This window comes from Pseudomonas sp. GNP012, from assembly GCF_054343835.1.
The window spans coordinates 3,052,264-3,072,544 of sequence record NZ_JBTGUU010000001.1 but is presented as its reverse complement, the minus strand read 5'-3'; the positions used below and the strand labels follow the sequence as shown (position 1 = coordinate 3,072,544).

The following is a 20,281-nucleotide window of genomic DNA, read 5'->3' as shown; positions in this document are numbered from 1 at the left end:
GAGCTGCCGCAGGCTGCGATCTTTTGATCTTGTCTGAAAAAGCAAAATCAAAAGATCGCAGCCTGCGGCAGCTCCTACAATGTTCTGTTCAAATCCCTTTCAAGGATTCCTGACCATGACCTTGCTGTTGGCTCAATGGCTGGTGACGATCTTCTCCGTGATCAGTCTGGTGCATGTGTATTGGGCGTTGGGTGGCGAGTGGGCGGCGGTGGCGGCGGTTCCGCAAGTACCTCAGGAGGGCAGCGCAAGACTGAGGCCGGCGTTCAAGCCGCGAGGCTGGGTCACGCTGGTGGTGGCCGGGGCATTGCTGTTGATTGCCGTGCTGGTGTGCTGGCGGGTGGGTTGGTGGCTGCCGCCCTTGCATCACTGGTCGTTGCAGTGGGCGATCAGCGCCATTGCGATCTTGCTGTTTGCCCGGGCCATTGGCGATTCGGAGCTGGTGGGTTTTTTCAAGGAGGTCAAAGACTCGAAATTTGCCCGGCTGGACACCTGGGTTTATTCGCCCTTGTGTGTGGTGTTGGGTGCAGGGTTATTGGCGGTGGCCTGGGTCTGATACAGCGACGTTTCTGTAGTGATAGTACTGGCCTCATCGCGAGCAAGCTGAACTGGTCAACTAATTTTGGACACCAGTTACGGTTTCATGCCGCCAGCTTCTCCATAGCTACCGGCGACCGGTAGTCGTTGTAGCTATGGAGCCTGACGTTGTTGTAACGCATCACATAACGCTGCACATCCACCCGCGCCTCATGTTCCGAGCGGTAGCCATCTTCTGGTACCCACTCTGACTTGAGGCTTCCAAAGAAACGCTCCATCGGAGCGTTGTCCCAGCACTCACCTTTGCGACTCATGCTTTGCAGGAGGCCATGTTTGCGCATTTCTTTCCTGAATTTATGACTGGTGTATTGGCAGCCCTGGTCAGAGTGAAACAGCACCTCTTTTGGCCGGCCTCGCAGGTCGACCGCCATCCGCAACGCTTCGCAGGTCAGCGTGGCATCGGAAATCATCGAAAACGACCAGCCCACGATCCTGCGGGCAAACAGATCCAGCACCGCCGCGAAATACATCCAGCGCGTGCCGACTTTGATGTAGGTCACATCGCCGCACCACACTTGGTTAACCGCCGTGACATCAAACTTGCGCTTGAGCACATGCGGCGCCACCAGCGCCTCAACGCCGGAAGATTTGTACTTGTGCCGCCGCCGTTGATGACTGGCAACACCGGCTTCGCGCATCAAGCTACGAGCCATATGGCGCCCGACACGGTGCCCCTTGGCTTGCAGTTCCTTGGACAGGGTGCGAGACCCGGCGGACGCTCTGGATTCCTTATGATGCTTGACCAGCACGGCCTTAAGTTTCTCCCGTTCAGGATTCACCTTGCCCTGGCGCTGACGCCAGGCGTAAAAGCTGCTGCGGGTGACTCCAAACGCCCGACAGCAATTGTTAACGCCGTACTGCTCGTCCAGCTCATTGATCAGCGAGAATGATCTTTGGAGTCCAAAAGCAGGAGAGCACTGGCCTTTTTTAGGATTTCAATGTCCAGGTCTTTTTGCCTGAGCAACGCTTTGAGCTGCTGAATCTCCCGCTGATCGGCGGTGATTGCCTTGGCCCCCAACGGGGTCGAACCCAAGCGTTCTTTGCGAACCTGGTCGACCCAACGGCGCAAGGCCGTAGGGCCAATATCCAAACTGGCACAAACATCGGGAACTGACTGGCCCTCGTCCAGCACCATGCTGGCGGCCTTGAGTTTGAACTCACTGGAATAAGATTTACGCATATCCAAACACCTCAGATTTGGGCGCCATCATAGCGCCCGATTGAAGTGTCCAAAATCATTAGGCCAGTTCAAGCTCGCTCCCACAAGGTTTGGTGTCGGACTCAAAAGGTGTGTACGACGCCCATCACTGTGGGAGCGAGCTTGCTCGCGATGAGGCCGGTCCAGTCGATGCAAATCCTTGGTCTAACTGCCGCTCTCACTCCGCCGACTACTCACCTCCGCCGGCACATCATCCCCGGCCATGCGTTTGCGGAACAGCGCCGCCCGGGCCAGCAGCAAGGTGGTCACGGGCACGGTAATCGCCAGCAGGATCGGAATCAGCCAGGCGTGCAAGACCGGCGCGGACTTGAGCGCCGAAAAATAGATGATCGAAGCCAGCGCCACGCACCAGGCCCCGAGCGTCGAGGCCAGGGCCGGTGGGTGCATGCGCTGGAAATAATCCTGCATGCGCAGCAGGCCCGTGGCGCCGATCAAGGCAAACAGGCTGCCGAGCACCAGCAGAATCGCCACCGGGATTTCCACCCACAACGACAAGGGCGTATTCATTCGATCACCTCACCACGCAGCAGGAATTTCGCCAGGGCGAAGGAACCGACGAAACCGAACAGGGCGATCAGCAGCGCCGCCTCGAAGTAGGTGTCACTGGCATAACGAATACCCAGCGTCAGCATCATCAGCATCGCGACGATGTACAGGTAGTCCAGCGCCAGGACCCGGTCCTGGGCCGACGGCCCTTTGAACAGGCGGATCAGGGTCAGGACCATCGTCAGGGAAAACAGGAACAGGCTCAGCAGGATCGCGTTCGCCAGCAAGGGGCTCATTCGAAGATCTCCATCAACGGACGCTCGTAGGTCGCCTTGAAGTGCTGGATGAACAGCGCCTCGTCGTCCAGGTCGAAGACGTGCAACAGCAGAATGCTGCGGTCCAGCGCCAGCTCCGACCAGACCGTGCCGGGCACCACCGTGGTGATCATCGACAGCGCGGCCAGGCCGTTGGCGTCACGCAAGTCCAGTGGCACCTTGATGAATTGCGAGCGTGGCGGACGGCGACCGGCATTGAGCACACCCCAGGCCACGGCGAGGTTGGACACCAGCACGTCACGCCCGACCAGCAGGACCAGGCGCAGGATCACCCCCGGACGACGGATGCGCACCGGTAGCGGACGCAACCTGCGCATCATCAGCGGCGCGCAGAACCCCAGCGCCGCACCCAGCAGCAGGTTGCCGGGGCTGGTCGACAGGTTCAGCAACAGCCACAGCAGGCACAAGGCCAGCGACAGCAAGGGTGCGGGAAACAGGCGCCTCATGGTTGCACCTCCTGCGGGACCGCCTTGGCCGTGGGGTTCGGTACGACGCGGGTGTCGAGTACCGCCATCACGTATTGCTGCGGGTTGTACAAGGCATCGGCGGCGGCCTGGGTGTAGCGCAGCAGCGGATCGGCCTTGAAGGTCAGCGCAATGCTCAAGCCCAGCAGCGCGAAGATCGGCACGCACTCCAGGCGTCGCAGCAGGGGCGATGGTCGTTCCGCCGGCGTCCAGAAGCGCTGGATGCCCAGGCGCGAGAAGGCGACCAGCGACGCCAGCCCCGACACAATCAACAACACCAGCAGGCCCCACGAGGCGTTGGAAATCGGTGTGTCGCCGCTGTTGCCCAGGCCCAGCGGATTGAGCAGGGCGCCGATCAACCCGAGTTTGCCGATAAACCCGGAGAGCGGCGGCATGCCGATGATCAGCAAGGCGCAGGCGATGAAGCTCAGGCCGAGAAACGCCATGGTCCACGGGATCACCTGGCCGACCACGGCTTTCTGATCGTCGTCGAGGTTGGTGCCTTTGGGGGGATGCAGGGATTCCAGAGGGCGGGGCAGCAGTTCGGCTTCATCTTCGAGCTGTATCTCGTTGGCCGAGCGCGAACGCTCGATCAGTTCGGCCAGCAGGAACAGCGCGCTCAAGGCCAGGGTCGAGCTGAACAGATAGAACAGCGCTGCGCCCACCAGGTTCGGCTGGGCGAAACCAATGGTCGACAACAGGATGCCCGCCGACACCAGAATGCTCAGGCTGGCCATGCGCTCCAGGCGTTGCGCGGCGAGGATCGCAAGGGCGGCGCAGACGATGGTCGCCATGCCGCCGTAGATCAGCCACTCCCCGCCAAAGAACGCCGATGCCCCGGCCTGGGCGGAGAACAGCAGCGTCCACAGGCGCAGCAAGGTGTAGACGCCGACCTTGGTCATGATCGCGAACATCGCCGCCACCGGCGCGCTGGCCGAGGAATAGGCCGGCACCAGCCAGAAGTTCAGCGGCCACATGCCGGCCTTGGCCAGAAACGCGACGGCCAGGATCCCCGCGCCAGCGTGCAGCAAGCCCCGGTCAGCTTCGGACACCAGCGGGATTTTCACCGCCAGATCGGCCATGTTCAGCGTGCCGGTCACCCCATAGATCAGCGCCGCGCCAATCAGGAACAGCGACGAGGCCAGCAGGTTGATCGAGATGTAATGCAGCCCCGACGACACCCGCGCCCGGCCCGAGCCGTGGAGCATCAACCCGTAGGACGCGGCCAGCAACACCTCGAAGAACACGAACAGGTTGAACAGGTCTGCGGTGAGGAATGCGCCGTAAAGCCCCATCAACTGGATCTGGAACAGCGCGTGGAAACTCGAGCCGGCGCTGTCCCAGCGGGCCATGGCGAACAGCAGGGCACTGACGCCGATGATGCCGGTCAGCACCAGCATCAGCGCCGAAAGACGATCGACCACCAACACCAGGCCGAACGGCACTTGCCAGTTGCTCGGCAGGTACACGCCGATGGAGCCGGGCACGCCGGTGGTTTGCGTCCATTGCAACAACGCCACGGCAATGCCCAGCCCGAGCAGGCTGGAGACCAGATTGATCCTGGCCTTGAGCGGCCGGTGCTTCTCGCCGAGCATCAGCATGATCGCGGCCGTCAGCAACGGCAGCAGAATGGGCGCGACGATCAGGTGGGTCATCGCCATCATTCCCTGGGCTCCCGGCCATCCACATGGTCGGTGCCGGTCAGGCCCCGGGACGCCAGCAGCACCACCAGGAACAGCGCGGTCATGGCGAAGCTGATGACGATCGCCGTCAGTACCAGCGCTTGCGGCAACGGGTCGGTGTAGTGCAACAGATCCTGCGGCACGCCGTCCTTGATGATCGGTTCCTTGCCGATGAACAGGCTGCCCATGCTGAAAATGAACAGGTTGACGCCGTAGGACAGCAGACACAGGCCCATGACCACCTGGAACGTCCGTGGGCGCAGGATCAGCCACACGCCGGACGCGGCCAGTACGCCGATGGCGATTGCGATGACTTCTTCCATCAGACGGCTCCCGTGGCGGCAACGGATTTAGGCTGGGCGGCGGTTTTGTGACCACGCACCGATTGGTGGGCGAGGGCGGTGAGGATCAACAGGGTCGAGCCGACCACAACGCCGTACACGCCGACGTCGAAGAACAGCGCGCTGGCCAGGTGAATGTCACCCAGCAGCGGCAACGAAAAATGCCAGGTATGGGTGGTCAGGAACGGATAGCCGACCAGCATCGCACCCAGGCCGGTGGCCGTGGCAATCATCAGGCCCGTGCCCATCCAGCGCAGCGGTCGCAGGCTCATTTGCGCCTCGACCCACTGCGTGCCGGCGACCATGTATTGCAGGATGAACGCCACCGACATCACCAGCCCGGCGACAAAGCCGCCGCCCGGTTGATTGTGCCCGCGCATGAACAGGTAGAACGACACCACCAGCGCCACCGGCAACAGCAGGCGCACCAGCACCGCCGGCACCATCATGAAGCCGAGCGCGGTGTCGCTGGCGTGACGCGGGTTGACCAGGTCGGTGACCACATCCGGTGCGAGCAAGCGTTGCTGGGCCGGCAGCTGCAGGCTTTCTTTCGGCGGACGGAAGCGGCGCAGCAGGGCGTAGACGGTCAGGGCCACGGCCACCAGTACGGTGATTTCACCGAGGGTGTCGAAACCGCGGAAGTCCACCAGCATCACGTTGACCACGTTGCTGCCGCCGCCTTCGGGCAAGGCGCGACTCAGGTAGAAGGAGGAAATGTCGTTGGGGGTCTGGCGCGTCAGCATGGCGTAGGACAGCAGCGCCATGCCGACACCGACCATGGTCGACAGCAGCAAGTCGCGGATCCGCCGCACCCGCGCCCGGCGCAGGCTGCCCGGCAACGGCGAGACTTCTTCGATCCGTCGTGGCAGCCAGCGCAGGCCCAGCAGGATCAGCACCGTGGTCACCACTTCGACCGCCAGTTGGGTCAGGGCCAGGTCCGGCGCCGAGAACCAGACGAAGGTGACGCAGGTCATCAGGCCGCAGACGCTGACCATGGTCAGGGCCGCCAGACGGTGATACTTGGCCTGATACGCCGCGCCAAGGGCACAGGCGATGGCCAGCAACCACAGGGTGACGAAGACGATCGACCCGGGGATCTTCGGCCGGTCGCCCCAGTGCAGGCTGCTGTGCAGCATGGGAATCAAGCCAGCCAGCACGGCGGCGAGCACCACCAGGAACAACTGCATCTGCAGGCGCCGGGTGCCAATCCGCGGCTCCAGGCGGCGGGCCAAGCGCATGCTTGCGACCAGTGCCCATTCGAACAGGTGCTTGCCGTCCAGGCGACCCAAGACGGGCGGACGGTTGAAGCGTCCGCGCTTGAATTGATTGCGCAGCAGCAGATAGAGCACGGTGCCGCAGGACAAGGCGATCAGGCTCATGATCATCGGCGCGTTCAGGCCGTGCCAGATCGCCAGGCTGTATTCGGGCAGGGCGCCGCCGACCACCGGTTGCGCCGCCGCGGCGAGCAGCGGGCCGACCACCTGCGCCGGGAAGATCCCCACCAGCAGGCAAGTGAACACCAGCAACTCGACCGGCGCGCGCATCCAGCGTGGTGGCTCGTGGGGGGTGTGAGGCAAGTCGGTCGCGGGCGGACCGAAGAACACATCCACGGTGAAACGCAGGGAGTAAGCCACGCTGAAGGTACCGGCGATCGTTGCCACGATCGGCAAGCTCAACTCGACCCAGCGCGTGGCATTGATGAACACGGTTTCGGCGAAGAACATCTCTTTGGAGAGGAAACCGTTGAGCAACGGCACGCCGGCCATCGAGGCGCTGGCGACCATGGCCAGGGTGGCGGTAAACGGCATCAGCTTGTACAGACCGCTGAGTTTGCGGATATCGCGGGTGCCGCTTTCGTGGTCGATGATGCCGGCGGCCATGAACAACGAGGCCTTGAACGTCGCGTGGTTGAGGATGTGGAACACCGCGGCGACGGCGGCCAGCGGGCTGTTCAGGCCGAGCAGCAGGGTGATCAGGCCGAGGTGGCTGATGGTCGAGTAGGCCAGCAGTCCCTTGAGGTCGTTCTGGAACATCGCGCAATACGCCCCGAGCAACAGGGTGCAGGCACCGGCGCCGCTGACGATGTAGAACCATTCTTCACTGCCCGAAAGCGACGGCCATAGCCGCGCCAGCAGAAACACCCCGGCCTTGACCATGGTCGCCGAGTGCAGGTACGCCGACACGGGCGTCGGCGCGGCCATGGCGTGGGGCAGCCAGAAATGGAAGGGGAATTGCGCGCTTTTGCTCAAGGCGCCGATCAGGATCAGGGGCAACAGGATGGGGTAGAGGGCATGGGCACGAATCAGGTCGCCGGCGGCCAGGACCTTGTCCAGGTCATAGCTGCCGACCACATGGCCGAGTAGCATGACCCCCGCCAGCAGGCACAAACCGCCCGCACCGGTCACCATCAGCGCCATGTAGGCACCGCGCCGGGCATCGGCGCGATGGTGCCAGTAGCCGATCAGCAGGAACGAGAAGAGGCTGGTCAGCTCCCAGAAAAACACGATCTGGATCAGGTTGCCGGAGATCACCAGCCCCAGCATGGCGCCCATGAAGGCCAGGAAAAACGCGAAGAAGCGCGGCACCGGATCGTTCGGCGACATGTAGTAGCGCGCGTACAGCGACACCAGGGTGCCGATGCCCAGCACCAGCAGGGAGAACAGCCAGGCGAAACCGTCCATGCGCAGGACGAGGTTCAGGCCCAGGCTGGGCAGCCAGGAAAACTCTTCGCGAATGACGCCGCCATGGGCGATCTGCGGGTACAGGAATGCGACCTGAACGCTGCCGATCAGGGCGATCAGGCCAGCCAGCAGGGATTCGGCGTTACGGGCATTGTGCGGCAACACGGCCGCCAAACAGCTGCCTATGAAAGGCAGAAGCAGTAGAACTATCAGGGACATAGGCTTCTAATCTGCGGAAGTTTGTGAAGCATCATACGTGCCAGCTCCCGGATCGCCAAACGCCAAGCTGTCGCAGAATCCTACACGGTAGACGGAAAAACCCTGATTCACATTGTTTCAGAGAGGGGGTGTCTGGACCGGCCCCTTCGCGGGCAAGCCCGCTCCCACAGTGTCCGCGTCGTACACAAGTTATGTGAACGCCTCTGAACCTGTGGGAGCGGGCTTGCCCGCGAAGGCGATTTATCTGGCGCTGCGGAAGTTGCGGTTTATCGCTGGGTTTCCTGCTCCAGTTCCCGCTCAGACGCCGCCTTACCCTTGGTCTTCAACTCGCTGACAATCACCGCCGCCACAATCAACCCGGCCCCGACCAGGGCAATCGCCGGCAGGCGTTCCCCGGCGATGCGCCCGACAATCCCGGCCCATACCGGCTCGCCGGCATAGATCAGCGTGGCGCGGGTCGGTGACACGCTTTTCTGTGCCCAGTTCATCGCCACCTGAATCGCCGCACTCGCCGCCCCAAGGCCCAGTGCGCTGCACAGCAGCAGCCAGGAGAAGTTCGGAATCGCCTCGTTGGTCGGCACCACCATCAGGAACGACAACACCGAAGTGACTGCCAGTTGCACCACCGTCACCCGGCGCACATCGACCTGGCCGGCATAGGTGCTGATCAGGATGATCTCGGCCGCAATGGCCACGGCGCTGATCAAGGTGGCGATTTCACCGGGGCTGAAGTTGAACGACGCACCGGCCGGCCCGGACAGCAGCATCAGCCCGGTAAAGGCCAGCATGATGCCGATGCTCGGCATCAACCCCGGACGCCGCCCCAGCACCAGCCATTGCAGCAATGGCACGAACGGAACATACAGCGCGGTGATGAATGCCGACTGGCTGCTGGGAATGCTCTGCAATCCGACTGTCTGCAAGCCGTAGCCGAGCATGATCGCCACGCCGATGAACGAGCCGGCCTTGAGTTCGAACAGGGTCAGGTCGCGCAGGTGACGCCAGGAAAACAGGGCGACGATGCTCGCGGCGGCGGCAAAGCGCAGGCCGACGAAAAACATCGGGCCGCTGACGGTCATCGCATGCTGAACCAGCAGGAAGGTTCCGCCCCAGACCATCGTGATCAGCACCAGCACGCATTCGGCCTTGCTGAACCTTGTGAAACGGGAGGAAGCCTTTGGGGAATTCACCGACGTCATGACCTTGCACGCTACTGGAGGGGGACGCACAATGCGCCGAATGTTGCGCAGTATACTGCCCAACCCCACTCAGTGAGCAATATAGTGCACAAAGATTCTACCCAACGGGCTTCGGTCCTCCAGCACGTCAGCCAAAATGTTCGTCGTTTGCGTCATGCCGCCGACCTGAGCCAGACCGCGCTGGCCGAAAAGTCCGGAGTCAGCCGCCGAATGCTGGTGGCGATCGAGGCGGGGGAAAAGAATGTCAGCCTGACCACCCTCGACCGCGTGGCCGAGGCCCTCGACGTTGCCTTCAGTGATCTGATCCAGGCTCCCGATGCCCGTGATCCCAGCCGTATCAATGAGCTGGCCTGGACCGGCACGATTCCCGGCAGTAAAGCGGTGTTGCTTTCCAAGGCTCAGGCCAGCCGCGAAGTCGAGCAGTGGGAGTGGTGCCTGCAACCGGGCGAGGTGTATCCCTCGGAGCCGGACGCCGATGGCTGGAGCGAGCAGATTTATGTCTTTGAAGGCTGCCTGACCGTTATGCTCGGCGACCGGCCACAGAATATTGCGGCGGGTGAATTCTTCATGTTCGCCAGCAATCAGCCGCACTGTTATCGCAATGACGGCACGGTAGCGGCGCGGTTTGTGCGTAATGTGGTGATCTGAACAGGGAGAGCAGGATGGGCCAGACCTTGAACAATGACGCCGATGTCCTGATTGTCGGTGGCGGCCTCAGTGGTGCGATGCTGGCGGCGCAGTTGATGCGATTGCCGGGCCGGCGTCGGGTGCTGGTGATCGAACCACGGACCGAGTTGGGGCGGGGCGAAGCCTACAGCGCGGTGGAGTTGGGCCATACGCTCAACGGCAACGCGGCGCGGATGAGTGTCGACCCGGACAACCCCGACGACCTGACCCAATGGCTCACCGACTACATTGCCGGCGGTGGCTGGCCGGAATCGGATCAGCAGCACGTGCCAATCAGCGAGCTGTTTCCCCCTCGGGGAATCTTCGGCCTGTACGCTCGGCAGCGCCTCGCAGAAGCCCAGGCGGTGGGTGCCTTGATCGGTTCGACGGTCGAGCATGTGCAGGCCGAGGTGGTCGATTTGCAAGCCGGTGCAGACGCGGTGCGTTTGACCTTGAGCGACGGCCGATGCTTGCAGGGCGCTTTTGCGGTGCTGGCCACCGGGATGTTCCCCGCTGCGCGCACGCCACAAACTCAATCCAGCGGATTGAATGCGGCGGCCCTCGATCCGTGGGACGTGGCAGCCATGCAGCAGCTCGATCCGCAATCGACGGTCATGATCATCGGCTCGGGCCTGACCATGGTCGACGCCGTGGTGTCCCTCGAACAGGCCGGACATCGCGGGCCGATCGAAGTGTTTTCCCGCCATGGGCTGCTGCCCCATGTGCGCCGCCAGCCTCCGGCCTGGGTGGATTTTCTCGCCGAGGATCAGGACATCCGCACACCTCGCCAGTTGCTGCGCGAATTGCGTCGACACTGCCGGGACGCCATCGCCCAGAGCATCGACTGGCAGGCGCCACTGGACACGGTTCGGGCACACATTGGACGCTTGTGGCATCAGGCAACGGATGTGCAGCGTCGGCAGTTCGTGCGGCATGTGCGGCCCTGGTGGGAAAGCCATCACCACCGCTCGCCACCCTTGAGTGCCGAACTGGTAGCGCGCTTGTATAAAGAAGGACGGTTACGTATTCACGCCGCGTCATACCAGGGCCTTGAGCCTTCGATCAATGGCGGGGTGAGCATCCGCCTTCGACGCCGCGGCGAGGCGCAGGCCTGTGTGGTCAGCGGTGCTGCCCTGATCAACTCCAGCGGTATTGAATACGACTGGCGCCGGGTCGCACGACCGCTGCCCCGGCAACTGCTCGCTCGTGGCCTGGTGCGACCGGGGCCGTTGGCCCTGGGCATCGCGGCAGAGGTCGATGGCGCGGTGCTGAACGCGCAGGGGCTGCCCGCCAGCCGTCTGTTTGCCATGGGCCCGCCGTTGCGCGGCATGTGGTGGGAAAGCACGGCCGTCACTGATGTGGCGAGCCAGGCCAAGGCGCTGGCCGAGCGACTGGTGCGCTAAGGCAGGCGAGCTAACGTTCGGCCTGATGAGTGGTGAAGAGCGTTTGTGTACGCCGATCCACTGTAGGAGCGAGCTTGCTCCGGGCGGCGTTCCGACGAAAAACCCGAGAGCACTGCGGGGTGTCAGGCTCCCCGCATCATCGTTGACCTCCATCGCGAGCAGGCTCGCTCCTACAGGCCGGGCGGCGTTCCGTTTTTCCAAAGTGACCCGCCGTACGGGCGGGACCAATAGTCGCCGTTACCTGTACACCTTCAAAAAATACCACCCGCACTGCAGATCCCCCCGATGAATATTTTTTGTCGGCCATCGCTTGCGTGTCGCGCTCGATAGTTGGGCAACGTGTCCGGGCTGAGCAAACCTGACCGGAGCCCAATAATGATAAAAAAAAGCTCGGCCACAGCCGGAGTCCGCCAACGACTTCACCGGCTTGGCCATTCCCGCCCGCAACCGCTTGCGTTGGCGATTGTTGCCATACTCACGGGGCCGGCCTGCGCCACCACCTTTGACCTCAACGAAGACTGGAGCCTGTCGACCAGGACCAGCCTGAGCCTGGGCAGCAGTTGGTCGACGCAAAACCCCGACAAAAGCCTGATGACCCGCGCCAATGCCTTGCAGGCCCAGGGCGTGAATGCCAATGGCAGCAGCGTCAGCGCCGATGACAACCGGCTGAACTTCGAGAAGGGTGATCCCATCTCGCAGCTTTTCAAGGGCCTCACCGATTTCAGTCTCGATGGCCAGGGCCAGGGCGCGTTCCTGCGTTTCAAATACTGGTACGACCACGCCTATGAAACCGGCAATGGCCGCTTCAAGGATTTCGACGATTCGGGCTGGGACGACTTGTCGAAGTTCAAGGGCTTCCAGGTCCTCGACGCCTACGTCTGGAAAGACTTCCAGGTGGCCGACCATCCGCTGAACGTGAAGGTCGGTAACCAGGTGTTGTCCTGGGGCGAGGCGCTGTTGATCCAGAACGGCATCAACGTGATCAACCCGCTGGACATCTCGGCGTTCAACCGTCCCGGCGTGGAAATCAAGGAAGGCCAGTTGCCGGTGGAGATGGTGTCCTTCAGCTTCGGTCTGACCGACACCACCAACCTCGAAGGCTTCTATCAGTACAACTGGCGGCCCAGTGTCCTCGACGGTTGCGGCACTTTCTTCGCCAGCAGCGACGTGATTCAACCGGGGTGCGGGCCGTTGTACCTGAGCCAGGTGCAGACCGATGAACAGATGCAGGCCGCGGGGTTGTACGCCACCTCTCGGGGCAATGAGTCGCCGTCCGATTACGGCCAGTTCGGCTTCGCCCTGCGCCAGATGATCCCGGCGCTGAACGATGCTGAAGCCGCGATCTACTACATCAACTATCACTCGCGGTTGCCGTATTTCACCCTCAACGCCAGGAACACTTCCTTGCCGGGCACCTTTCCCGGTGGCACCCAGGCGCCGAGTTATGCGGCGGCCTTCCCGGAAAACATTCACCTGTACGGCATCAGCCTCAACGGCGTCGAACCGGTCACCGGGATTTCCCTGGCCGGTGAGCTGAGCTATCGGCCGAACATGCCACTGGCGATCAACGCACCTGACGTCAACGTCGCCGTGATTTCCGGGCCGGGGGGCAGCTCCTGGGTGCAATTGCCGCCCGGTTTCAGCACCACCAATGGCAGTCAGTTCGATGCGTGGGAGCGCAAGGGTGTCTGGCAGATGACCGGTTCGGCCACCCAGGCCATCGACAACGTGCTGGGCGCCACGCGCCTGAGCCTGTTCGGTGAAGCCGGTGTCGTGCACATCGACGATCTGGGGGATGAGCGCCTTGGCCGTAGCGCCGCGTTCGGCCGCAGTGCTCCGCGCAACGGCACGCCGTGCAATACCGTGGCTTCCGGCGTCACCAATCAGTACTGCACCGACAAAGGCTTTGCCACCGAGTGGTCGTGGGGTTATCGCCTGCGCGCCAGCCTCGAATACAGCGATGTGTTGCCGGGCATCAACCTGATTCCGGCCGTCAACTGGCGGCATGACGTCGAGGGTTATTCCTACGATCCGCAAGGGCCGTTCCAGGAAGGCCAGCAAGCGCTTGGCGTGAGCCTGACCGGCGTCTACATGAACGATTACAGCGTGGAGCTGGCCTACAACGCCTTCTTCGGTTCCAACGACTACAGCACCCTCGACGACCGCGATTTCGCATCCGTCAGCTTCAAGGCAGACTTCTGAGGAGAACCGTTATGCGTATGCAATTGTGCGTGCTGGCCCTGGCCTGCACCGTCGGCCTGGCACAGGCCAAAGGCACCGATTCGGCAGCCCTGGGCAAGACCCTGACCCCCATGGGCTCGGAAATGGCAGCCAATGCCGACGGCAGCATTCCGGCCTGGACCGGTGGCCTGGCGAGCAACGCCGGCACCGTCGACAGCAAGGGCGGCTACAGCGACCCTTATGCGGCCGAGAAGCCCTTGTTCACTGTCACGGCGAAGAATGTGGCGCAGTACGAAAAGTTTCTCAGCCCCGGGCAAATCGCCTTGTTCAAGCGCTTTCCCGACACCTACAAGATGAACATCTACCCGACCCATCGCAGCGCCAACCTGCCCAGGGATGTGCTGGCGGCAAGCCGCGACAACGTGGCCAAGACCAGCATGGCCGATGGCGGCAATGGTCTGCATGACTACGCCAGGGGCATTCCGTTCCCGCTGCCCACCGAAGGCCTGGAGGTGATGTGGAACCACATGACCCGTTATCGCGGCGGCAGCTACGAGCGCATCAGCAGCGCCGCACTGGTGCGTGAAAACGGCGCCACCAGCTACGTGCGCAACCAGTCGCTGATCAACTTCGCCGACACCGTCAGTGGCCTGGAGGCGGGCTCCAACGTGCTGTTCATGTTCAAGAGCCGGGTTCTGGAGCCGGCGCGTCTGTCCGGCGAAGCGGTGCTGGTGCATGAGCCGATCGACCAGGTCGCCGAGCCGCGTTCGGCCTGGCAATACCTGCCGGGGCAACGTCGCGTGCGCCGTGCGCCGATGATCGCCTATGACAACAGCGCCCGTTACAGCAATGGCCTGATCACCGCCGACAACGTCGACGGCTACAACGGTGCGCCGGACCGTTTCGACTGGAAACTGGTGGGCAAGCAAGAGCTGTTCATCCCTTACAACAGCTACAGGATCGGCAGCCGCGACCTCAAGTACGACGCCGTGATCAAGCCCAACCACGTCAACCAGGACCTGGCCCGCTACGAGAAGCATCGGGTGTGGGTGGTGGAAGCGACCCTCAAGCCGGATGCCCGGCACATCTACGCCAAGCGCCGCTTTTATGTGGACGAGGACAGTTGGCAGATCGCCCAGTCGGACCAGTACGACAGCCGCGGTGAACTGTGGCGCAGCGGTGAACTGCATGCGATCCAGCAGTACGACCACGGCTTCACCTACAACGTGCTGGAAACCTCGTACGACCTGATCTCCGGACGCTACTACGCCGGCGGCCTGGCCAACGAAGAGACCGAACCGATGCGCGTGGGCTTCGCCGCCAAGACCGACGACTACACCCCGTCGGACCTGCGGCGCTGGGCCAAGTAACCCTTCGCCAAACCACCGCAAATCCAATGTGGGAGCGGGCTTGCTCGCGAAGGGGCCGTGTCAGTCGACATCATGAGTGAATGACACACCGCTTTCGCGAGCAAGCCCGCTCCCACAGTGGGCCGGTGTGCCGATGTTTATCTAAAGGAGATCTACCGTGCGCTACTGGATATCCGCTCTTGCCTTGGGCGCAAGCCTGGGTACCGTTCACGCTGCAACCCTCGATCAACCCCAGGCGAAGGCACTGGCCCAGGAGGCCTACGTGTTCGCCTACGCTACGGTCGAGCACGACAAAGTGCTCAGCGCCATCGCCGCGAAGCTGCCGTTCAACCGGCTCTACAGCGAACCGCGCTTGCTCGGCCCGCAGGACAACAAAGTGGTGTCGCCGAACAACGACACCTTCTATTCCCGAGCCTTGCTTGATTTGCGCAGCGAACCGATGGTGCTGGATGTGCCAGCCGTGCAGGGGCGCTACTACAGCTTTCAACTGGTCGACATGCGCACCGACAACCTCGATTACATCGGCACCCGCGCCACAGGTGATAAAGCGGGGCGCTACCTGATCGCCGGGCCGGACTGGAAGGGGGAAGTGCCATCGGGTTTCAGCGGCGTGATTCGCTCGCCGAGTCGCCTGGTGTTCCTGTTGGGGCGCACCGAGGTCAAGGGCGAAGCCGATCAGAAAGACGCCGCTCAAGTGCTGAAGGGCTACGCCTTGCAGCCACTGTCCACAGTGAGCGGCGGCGCGGCGCCTGAACCCTTGGCAACGCTGCAGCTTCCAGCGTATACGGACACCAAGCAGGGGGCGGCGCAGGCGCTGTTCAGCACCTTCAACGCCTTGGCGCCGCTGCATCAGTGGAGCGCCAGCGAGCAGGAAAAACTGGCCCGTTTCGCCGCTATCGGTGTGAAGCCGGGCACCACATTCCAGGCGCCGGCGGATTTGCACCAAGCCGTCGCCCAAGGCGCCGAAGCCGGTCGCGAGCAAGTGCGCGCCGCGTCCAGCCAGCTGTCGGTGGAACAGCAGGGCTGGTTGCCGTCGCCGTCCAACGTCGGCAAGTTCGGCGACGACGACCTGACCCGTGCCGCGGTTGCCTGGCGCTACATCTACGCCAACGATGCGGTGGAAGCGCTGTACCCGATGGCGCTGCACGATGCCCAGGGGCAGATGCTCAGCGGCCAGCACGCCTATCGCCTGCATTTCCCCGCCGGGCAATTGCCGCCGGTGAATGCGTTCTGGTCACTGACCTTGTACGACGGCAAAACCCAACTGCTCGCCGCCAACCCGATCCAGCGTTATGCCCTGGGCGACCGCAGCCCTGGTCTAAAATACGATGCCGATGGCGGCTTGACCCTGACCCTGCAAGCCGATGCGCCCAAGGATGCGCCGCAGGGCAACTGGCTGCCGACGCCGCAAGGTCCGTTCAACCTGCTGTTGCGCCTGTACCTGCCCAAGGGCGGGGCATTGGACGGGAGTTATCGGTTGCCGACGATTGCGAGGATCGAACCGTGAACCTGATTTTCAGTCGCCGCCGGGTGTTGGGCAGCATGGGGGTATTGGGAGGCAGCCTGATGTTTCCACGCTGGTTGCTGGCCGCTGATTCCGATGACCTTCGCCAGATAGCCAAGGAGGCGTGGATTTACGCGTACCCCATGCTCATGCATTACCAGACCATGGAAAAACAGGCGCTCAACGCGTCTGCGCCGGAGTACGTCGGCGGCTTCAACCGCTTGCGTCACTACGGCGAGTTGTTCACCCCGAGCAATCGCGACATCGTCACACCGAACAACGACACGCAGTATTCCTGGGCCTGGCTCGACCTGCGCAGCGAGCCGCAAGTGCTGAGTGTGCCGGCCGTGCCTGACGACCGCTATTACGTGCTGCAACTGGTCGACCAGTACACCCACAACTTTGCCTATGTCGGCGTGCTCAGCACCGGGCGCGATGCGGGAAATTACCTGATCGCCGGGCCCGACTGGCAAGGCCATACACCGGACGGCGTCACGGCCGTGCTGCGCAGCGAAACCGAAATCGTCATGGTGCTTGGCAGAACGGGCCTGAAAAACGCCGGGGACCTGCCGGCGGTGCGTGCCTTGCAGCAGCAATACGGTTTGCGTTCGTTGCATGAATACGTCGGCAGTGCAGCGCCCGTGGCCGCGCCAGTCATTGACTGGCAACCCTGGGACAGCAAGACCGGCTTGGGGCTTGAGTTTATCCCGGTGTTGAACCAGATCCTCAGCCTGTGTCCGACGCAACCGTCCGAGCAAGCCTTGCGCGCACGCTTTGCGCGGATCGGCATCGTGCCTGGCCAGGGCTTCGACCCGGCGACGTTGCCGCCAGCCACTCGCAAGGCACTGCTCGCCGGGATTCAGGACGCCCAGGCGCAACTGCAAACGGCGGTGAGCCAGGTCCGCACCACCCTCGGCCTGTTCGGCACTCGCGAAACACTGGACGGCAATTACCTCAACCGCGCTGTTGCGGCGAATGTCGGCATTTACGGCAACAGTGTGGAGGAGGCCTTCTACACCGGCACTCGCGTGGATAGTCAGGGGCAACCCTTGCAGGGCGGGCGAAGCTATCGCCTGCGTTTCGCACCGGGTCAATTGCCGCCCGCCAGTGAGTTCTGGTCGCTGACGTTGTATGACTTGCCGGACCGGCAACTGGTGGCCAACCCGATCAATCGTTACGGCCTGAGCAGTCGGGATCATATGCAGATGGACGCGGACGGCGGGTTGACGTTGATCTTGCAGAACACCACGCCGCCGGAGCAGAGCAACTGGTTGCCGACGCCGGCGAGCGGGGCGTTCACCCTGATCTTGCGCCTGTATGGGCCCGGGCAGCAGGTGGTCAATCAACGCTGGCAAATGCCGGTGGTTGAAGTGGTGTCTGCTTAAGCTGCACCGTCGCTCCTGCATTGGATCCCTGTGGGAGCAACTGTCTTCACCATGCCATTCGTCACCGCCTTTCGGTGCCGTCCCGCAACATGGCCTTCAGCCTGATCAGCAGGATTCGCATGCAGGCAAGAGCGTTTGTGTACGCCAACCCACTGTAGGAGCTGCCGAAGGCTGCGATCTTTTGATCTTGATCTTTCGTCCTTTCAACATCGTCAAAAATCAAAAGATCGCAGCCTGCGGCAGCTCCTACAGGGAAACCGGCCCCATCAACCAGCGTGGCTGATGGGGCGCGGGCTCAGTTGGCGATCACCGGCACCGTGCGCACGGAGCCTTGGGACGAGCTGATCGTGGCAGTCGGGTTGGCCGACGGAACCACCGTGGTGGTGTTGTTCAGCGTCAACTTCCAGCGCCCATTCACCGGTACGGAGGTGGTGCCCAGGGTGACCAGCCCGGCAGTGGTAGTGACCTTGACGGTGATGGTGTTGCCGGTGGTCACCGATGAGGTGCCGGCAAAGTCCCAGGTGAAGCGGTTGTTGGAGCGGGCTCTGACCGTTGCGGTGGTCACTGCGAAGGTTTCCGCAACAGGCCGCGGCGAGACTTGCACCGTGACCGTGGCCGGTGTCGTCGACACGGCGCCGAAGCTGTCCCGGGCGAAGTAGGTGAAGGTCGTGGTGAAGGCCGTGGGGACGGAGGCCGGTGGGGTGTAGGTGAGCACCGTGCCGCTGCTGCTGACGGTGCCGCGACCTGTCGGTGGTGGAGTGAAGCTGGCGACGGCCAGCGGCAGGTTGCCTTCCGGATCGGTGTCGTTGGCCAGCACGCTGATCGGGATCGCCACACCCAGTGTCGTGACGGCATCGGCGACCGCCACCGGAGGCCGGTTAGGCGCCACGGTAATGGTCACGGTTGCCGCGGTCGTCGAGGCCAGGCCTTTGACGTCCTGGGCCTTGTAGGTGAAGGTCGCGGTCAGCGGCGCGTTGACCACGGCGGGAGGTGTGTAGACCACCGCCGTGGTGCCGCTCAATGCCACGGTGCCCTGGCCGGCGGCCGGTGGGGTCAGCGCGGTAATGCTCAGCGGCGTGTTGCCATCAGGGTCACTGTCGTTGGCCAGCAGATTGAGGGTGATCGGCACGCCGAAGCTGGTGGTGCCGGTATCGGCGACGCTGATCGGTGCCTGGTTCGCGCCGGTGTCCGGTGCAGTGCCGACGACTGCGACCGGCTCGGTGTCACTGCCGCCGGCGGCGGATTTCACCGTGACGGTTGCAGGTGGTTGGGACAGGTCAGCCACCGTCAGACGTTGCAGGGTGCCGGTTTTCGACAGCCGTCCGTAACCCTGGGCGACCATGTCCGGTACCACCACTTCGTCTGTGGAGGTGGCCTCGATCAGCAGGCTGTGATTGCTCCAGCTATAACTGGCGGTCTGGATTTTCACCAGGTCCGAGAGCTTGCTCGACACCGTGGTCGGGCGGGTGGTGCCGGCCGGGTTGGTGGCGGTGACCACCACGACCGGCGGCACGGTGCCGTTGGCCAGCAGATGCTGGGCGAAGAATGTGCCGTTGTCATCGCTCACCATGTTGGTTTGGCATGGCGTCGGCGGCGGACCGGGCACCAGGGCGATGCTTTCGCGAAAGCACAGGGTCGAACCATTGTCGGCTTTGGCGAACACTTCGACCCGGGTGTTGTTGCCCCCCGTGCCGGCGGTGCGCCGGTAGGTGGCACGGCTCATGTCCACCGCGGTTTGCGCGCGGCTGTCGAGCACCTTGCCGGCCACGGTGAAGAGGTTGGTCTGCAGGGTCCCGGCCGGGCCCTGGATGCGTACGAAGTTGGTGTTGTTGGGGCTGCCGGTCACGGTCTCGGTGAGGTTCGGGTCGCCGATGAAGGTTTCGATGGCGCCGGTGTCCGGATTCACCGCGGTGTAGGGGCCGTTGACGCTGCGCAGGAACGGCCCGATCGCGCCGTTGACCGCACCGCTGAAAACCCCCGGTGCACCGATGCCGACGTCCCTGGTGATGTTGATCGCACGACGTCCGGGAGTGGTGACGTTGACCGTTTCCACACCATAGGGGTGGGTAATGGTGTAGGTCCCGGCAGTGGGAACATTTATCCGCATGCGAATTCGCGCGAAGCTGATCTGGTCGCCGTCGACCGGGTTGCCGCCGGCAAATGCAGCCTCGATCCCGGCGACATAAGCGTCCATGCCATAGCCGGCGGCATTGTCGGGGATGCTGGTCTCGGCCAGGTACCAGAAGGCTTCGTCCGGCCAGTTATCCGGGAACACCATCGGCTGGGTGTCGTCGAAAATCCCGGGTGTCGGCAGCAGGGTGCACATGTACGCCGGTGGCACACTGGCAGCGACCCGTGTGCTGACGGCGCGGGACTGGCACAGCTCCATCGACAGCTGATTGTTGTCCTGATACCAGATGGGGAATTTCCCGGTGGCAAAGGTGTAGGGGCCGGGATCGACGGCGGCGAGTTGCGCGAAGGCACTGCCGGACAGCAATAGAGTCAGTCCCAGGGCGTTGACCGCCAGGCGTGGCCATTTGTTCATGATGCCT

17 protein-coding genes are annotated in these 20,281 nt (G+C 63.0%); 7 read left to right on the top strand and 10 right to left on the bottom strand.

Features of this window, described 5'->3' with window-relative positions:
- Nucleotides 1–115: 115 nt before the first annotated feature.
- A complete protein-coding gene (locus ACXX83_RS13680) occupies nt 116–553 on the top strand; it encodes a DUF3995 domain-containing protein (RefSeq protein WP_458548773.1) in 438 nt (145 codons plus the stop codon).
- A gap of 85 nt (nt 554–638) precedes the next feature.
- Here ACXX83_RS13680 and ACXX83_RS13675 read toward each other — a convergent pair whose 3' ends face one another.
- The 9 genes from ACXX83_RS13675 to ACXX83_RS13635 form a co-directional block, all read right to left on the bottom strand.
- The gene (locus tag ACXX83_RS13675) at nt 639–1,463 is read right to left on the bottom strand and encodes an IS3 family transposase (RefSeq protein ID WP_256582901.1); all 825 of its coding nucleotides are present in this window, start codon (nt 1,461–1,463) and stop codon (nt 639–641) included.
- An 8-nt stretch (nt 1,464–1,471) separates the two neighbouring features.
- A complete protein-coding gene (locus ACXX83_RS13670) occupies nt 1,472–1,774 on the bottom strand; it encodes a transposase (protein ID WP_458548453.1) in 303 nt (100 codons plus the stop codon).
- A gap of 183 nt (nt 1,775–1,957) precedes the next feature.
- Nucleotides 1,958–2,320, bottom strand: coding sequence for a Na+/H+ antiporter subunit G (locus tag ACXX83_RS13665; RefSeq protein ID WP_007995227.1), 363 nt, complete (start codon nt 2,318–2,320; stop codon nt 1,958–1,960).
- The gene (locus ACXX83_RS13660; protein ID WP_015094510.1) at nt 2,317–2,595 is read right to left on the bottom strand and encodes a K+/H+ antiporter subunit F; all 279 of its coding nucleotides are present in this window, start codon (nt 2,593–2,595) and stop codon (nt 2,317–2,319) included. Before ACXX83_RS13660 ends, ACXX83_RS13665 begins: the two co-directional genes overlap by 4 nt.
- A complete protein-coding gene (locus ACXX83_RS13655; RefSeq protein WP_015094511.1) occupies nt 2,592–3,080 on the bottom strand; it encodes a Na+/H+ antiporter subunit E in 489 nt (162 codons plus the stop codon). Before ACXX83_RS13655 ends, ACXX83_RS13660 begins: the two co-directional genes overlap by 4 nt.
- Nucleotides 3,077–4,762, bottom strand: a complete 1,686-nt coding sequence (locus ACXX83_RS13650; RefSeq protein ID WP_458548771.1) for a monovalent cation/H+ antiporter subunit D — start codon at nt 4,760–4,762, stop codon at nt 3,077–3,079. Before ACXX83_RS13650 ends, ACXX83_RS13655 begins: the two co-directional genes overlap by 4 nt.
- Nucleotides 4,759–5,103, bottom strand: coding sequence for a Na+/H+ antiporter subunit C (locus ACXX83_RS13645; protein WP_007973781.1), 345 nt, complete (start codon nt 5,101–5,103; stop codon nt 4,759–4,761). The genes ACXX83_RS13650 and ACXX83_RS13645 overlap by 4 nt, the downstream gene beginning before the upstream one ends.
- Entirely contained in the window at nt 5,103–8,021 is a 2,919-nt protein-coding gene (locus ACXX83_RS13640) for a monovalent cation/H+ antiporter subunit A (RefSeq protein WP_458548769.1), read from the bottom strand. The genes ACXX83_RS13645 and ACXX83_RS13640 overlap by 1 nt, the downstream gene beginning before the upstream one ends.
- 266 nt (nt 8,022–8,287) lie before the next feature.
- The gene (locus ACXX83_RS13635; protein ID WP_458548767.1) at nt 8,288–9,289 is read right to left on the bottom strand and encodes a DMT family transporter; all 1,002 of its coding nucleotides are present in this window, start codon (nt 9,287–9,289) and stop codon (nt 8,288–8,290) included.
- Nucleotides 9,290–9,304: 15 nt separating this feature from the next.
- Here ACXX83_RS13635 and ACXX83_RS13630 point away from each other — a divergent pair, with 15 nt between their 5' ends.
- From ACXX83_RS13630 to ACXX83_RS13605, 6 genes are all read left to right on the top strand, one after another.
- Nucleotides 9,305–9,868 carry a helix-turn-helix domain-containing protein gene (locus tag ACXX83_RS13630; RefSeq protein ID WP_102701434.1) on the top strand — a complete coding sequence of 188 codons (564 nt, stop codon included), beginning with the start codon at nt 9,305–9,307 and terminating at the stop codon, nt 9,866–9,868.
- A 14-nt stretch (nt 9,869–9,882) separates the two neighbouring features.
- The gene (locus tag ACXX83_RS13625; protein WP_458548766.1) at nt 9,883–11,289 is read left to right on the top strand and encodes an FAD/NAD(P)-binding protein; all 1,407 of its coding nucleotides are present in this window, start codon (nt 9,883–9,885) and stop codon (nt 11,287–11,289) included.
- Between the two features lie 375 nt (nt 11,290–11,664).
- Nucleotides 11,665–13,491: a DUF1302 domain-containing protein gene (locus tag ACXX83_RS13620; protein ID WP_458548765.1), complete on the top strand. Its 1,827-nt coding sequence runs from the start codon at nt 11,665–11,667 to the stop codon at nt 13,489–13,491.
- 11 nt (nt 13,492–13,502) lie between these two features.
- Complete coding sequence (locus tag ACXX83_RS13615) at nt 13,503–14,840, top strand: DUF1329 domain-containing protein (RefSeq protein WP_458548763.1); 1,338 nt, start codon at nt 13,503–13,505, stop codon at nt 14,838–14,840.
- A 157-nt stretch (nt 14,841–14,997) separates the two neighbouring features.
- Nucleotides 14,998–16,347 (top strand): DUF1254 domain-containing protein, encoded by a 1,350-nt coding sequence (locus tag ACXX83_RS13610; protein WP_458548762.1) that lies wholly within the window; start codon nt 14,998–15,000, stop codon nt 16,345–16,347.
- Nucleotides 16,344–17,729, top strand: coding sequence for a DUF1254 domain-containing protein (locus ACXX83_RS13605; protein ID WP_458548761.1), 1,386 nt, complete (start codon nt 16,344–16,346; stop codon nt 17,727–17,729). The genes ACXX83_RS13610 and ACXX83_RS13605 overlap by 4 nt, the downstream gene beginning before the upstream one ends.
- Before the next feature lie 295 nt (nt 17,730–18,024).
- Here the strand turns inward: ACXX83_RS13605 and ACXX83_RS13600 are convergent, their stop codons facing one another.
- The gene (locus ACXX83_RS13600) at nt 18,025–20,274 is read right to left on the bottom strand and encodes an Ig-like domain-containing protein (RefSeq protein WP_458548759.1); all 2,250 of its coding nucleotides are present in this window, start codon (nt 20,272–20,274) and stop codon (nt 18,025–18,027) included.
- Nucleotides 20,275–20,281 lie beyond the last annotated feature (7 nt).

Excerpts from the sequence above, each read along its gene's own strand:
- ACXX83_RS13650 (WP_458548771.1), bottom strand. The coding sequence starts at position 4,762 with ATGATGGCGATGACCCACCTGATCGTCGCGCCCATTCTGCTGCCGTTG.
- ACXX83_RS13645 (WP_007973781.1), bottom strand. The coding sequence starts at position 5,103 with ATGGAAGAAGTCATCGCAATCGCCATCGGCGTACTGGCCGCGTCCGGC.
- ACXX83_RS13670 (WP_458548453.1), bottom strand. The coding sequence starts at position 1,774 with ATGCGTAAATCTTATTCCAGTGAGTTCAAACTCAAGGCCGCCAGCATG.
- ACXX83_RS13640 (WP_458548769.1), bottom strand. The coding sequence starts at position 8,021 with ATGTCCCTGATAGTTCTACTGCTTCTGCCTTTCATAGGCAGCTGTTTG.
- ACXX83_RS13600 (WP_458548759.1), bottom strand. The coding sequence starts at position 20,274 with ATGAACAAATGGCCACGCCTGGCGGTCAACGCCCTGGGACTGACTCTA.
- ACXX83_RS13680 (WP_458548773.1), top strand. The coding sequence starts at position 116 with ATGACCTTGCTGTTGGCTCAATGGCTGGTGACGATCTTCTCCGTGATC.
- ACXX83_RS13625 (WP_458548766.1), top strand. The coding sequence starts at position 9,883 with ATGGGCCAGACCTTGAACAATGACGCCGATGTCCTGATTGTCGGTGGC.
- ACXX83_RS13665 (WP_007995227.1), bottom strand. The coding sequence starts at position 2,320 with ATGAATACGCCCTTGTCGTTGTGGGTGGAAATCCCGGTGGCGATTCTG.
- ACXX83_RS13655 (WP_015094511.1), bottom strand. The coding sequence starts at position 3,080 with ATGAGGCGCCTGTTTCCCGCACCCTTGCTGTCGCTGGCCTTGTGCCTG.
- ACXX83_RS13615 (WP_458548763.1), top strand. The coding sequence starts at position 13,503 with ATGCGTATGCAATTGTGCGTGCTGGCCCTGGCCTGCACCGTCGGCCTG.
- ACXX83_RS13660 (WP_015094510.1), bottom strand. The coding sequence starts at position 2,595 with ATGAGCCCCTTGCTGGCGAACGCGATCCTGCTGAGCCTGTTCCTGTTT.
- ACXX83_RS13620 (WP_458548765.1), top strand. The coding sequence starts at position 11,665 with ATGATAAAAAAAAGCTCGGCCACAGCCGGAGTCCGCCAACGACTTCAC.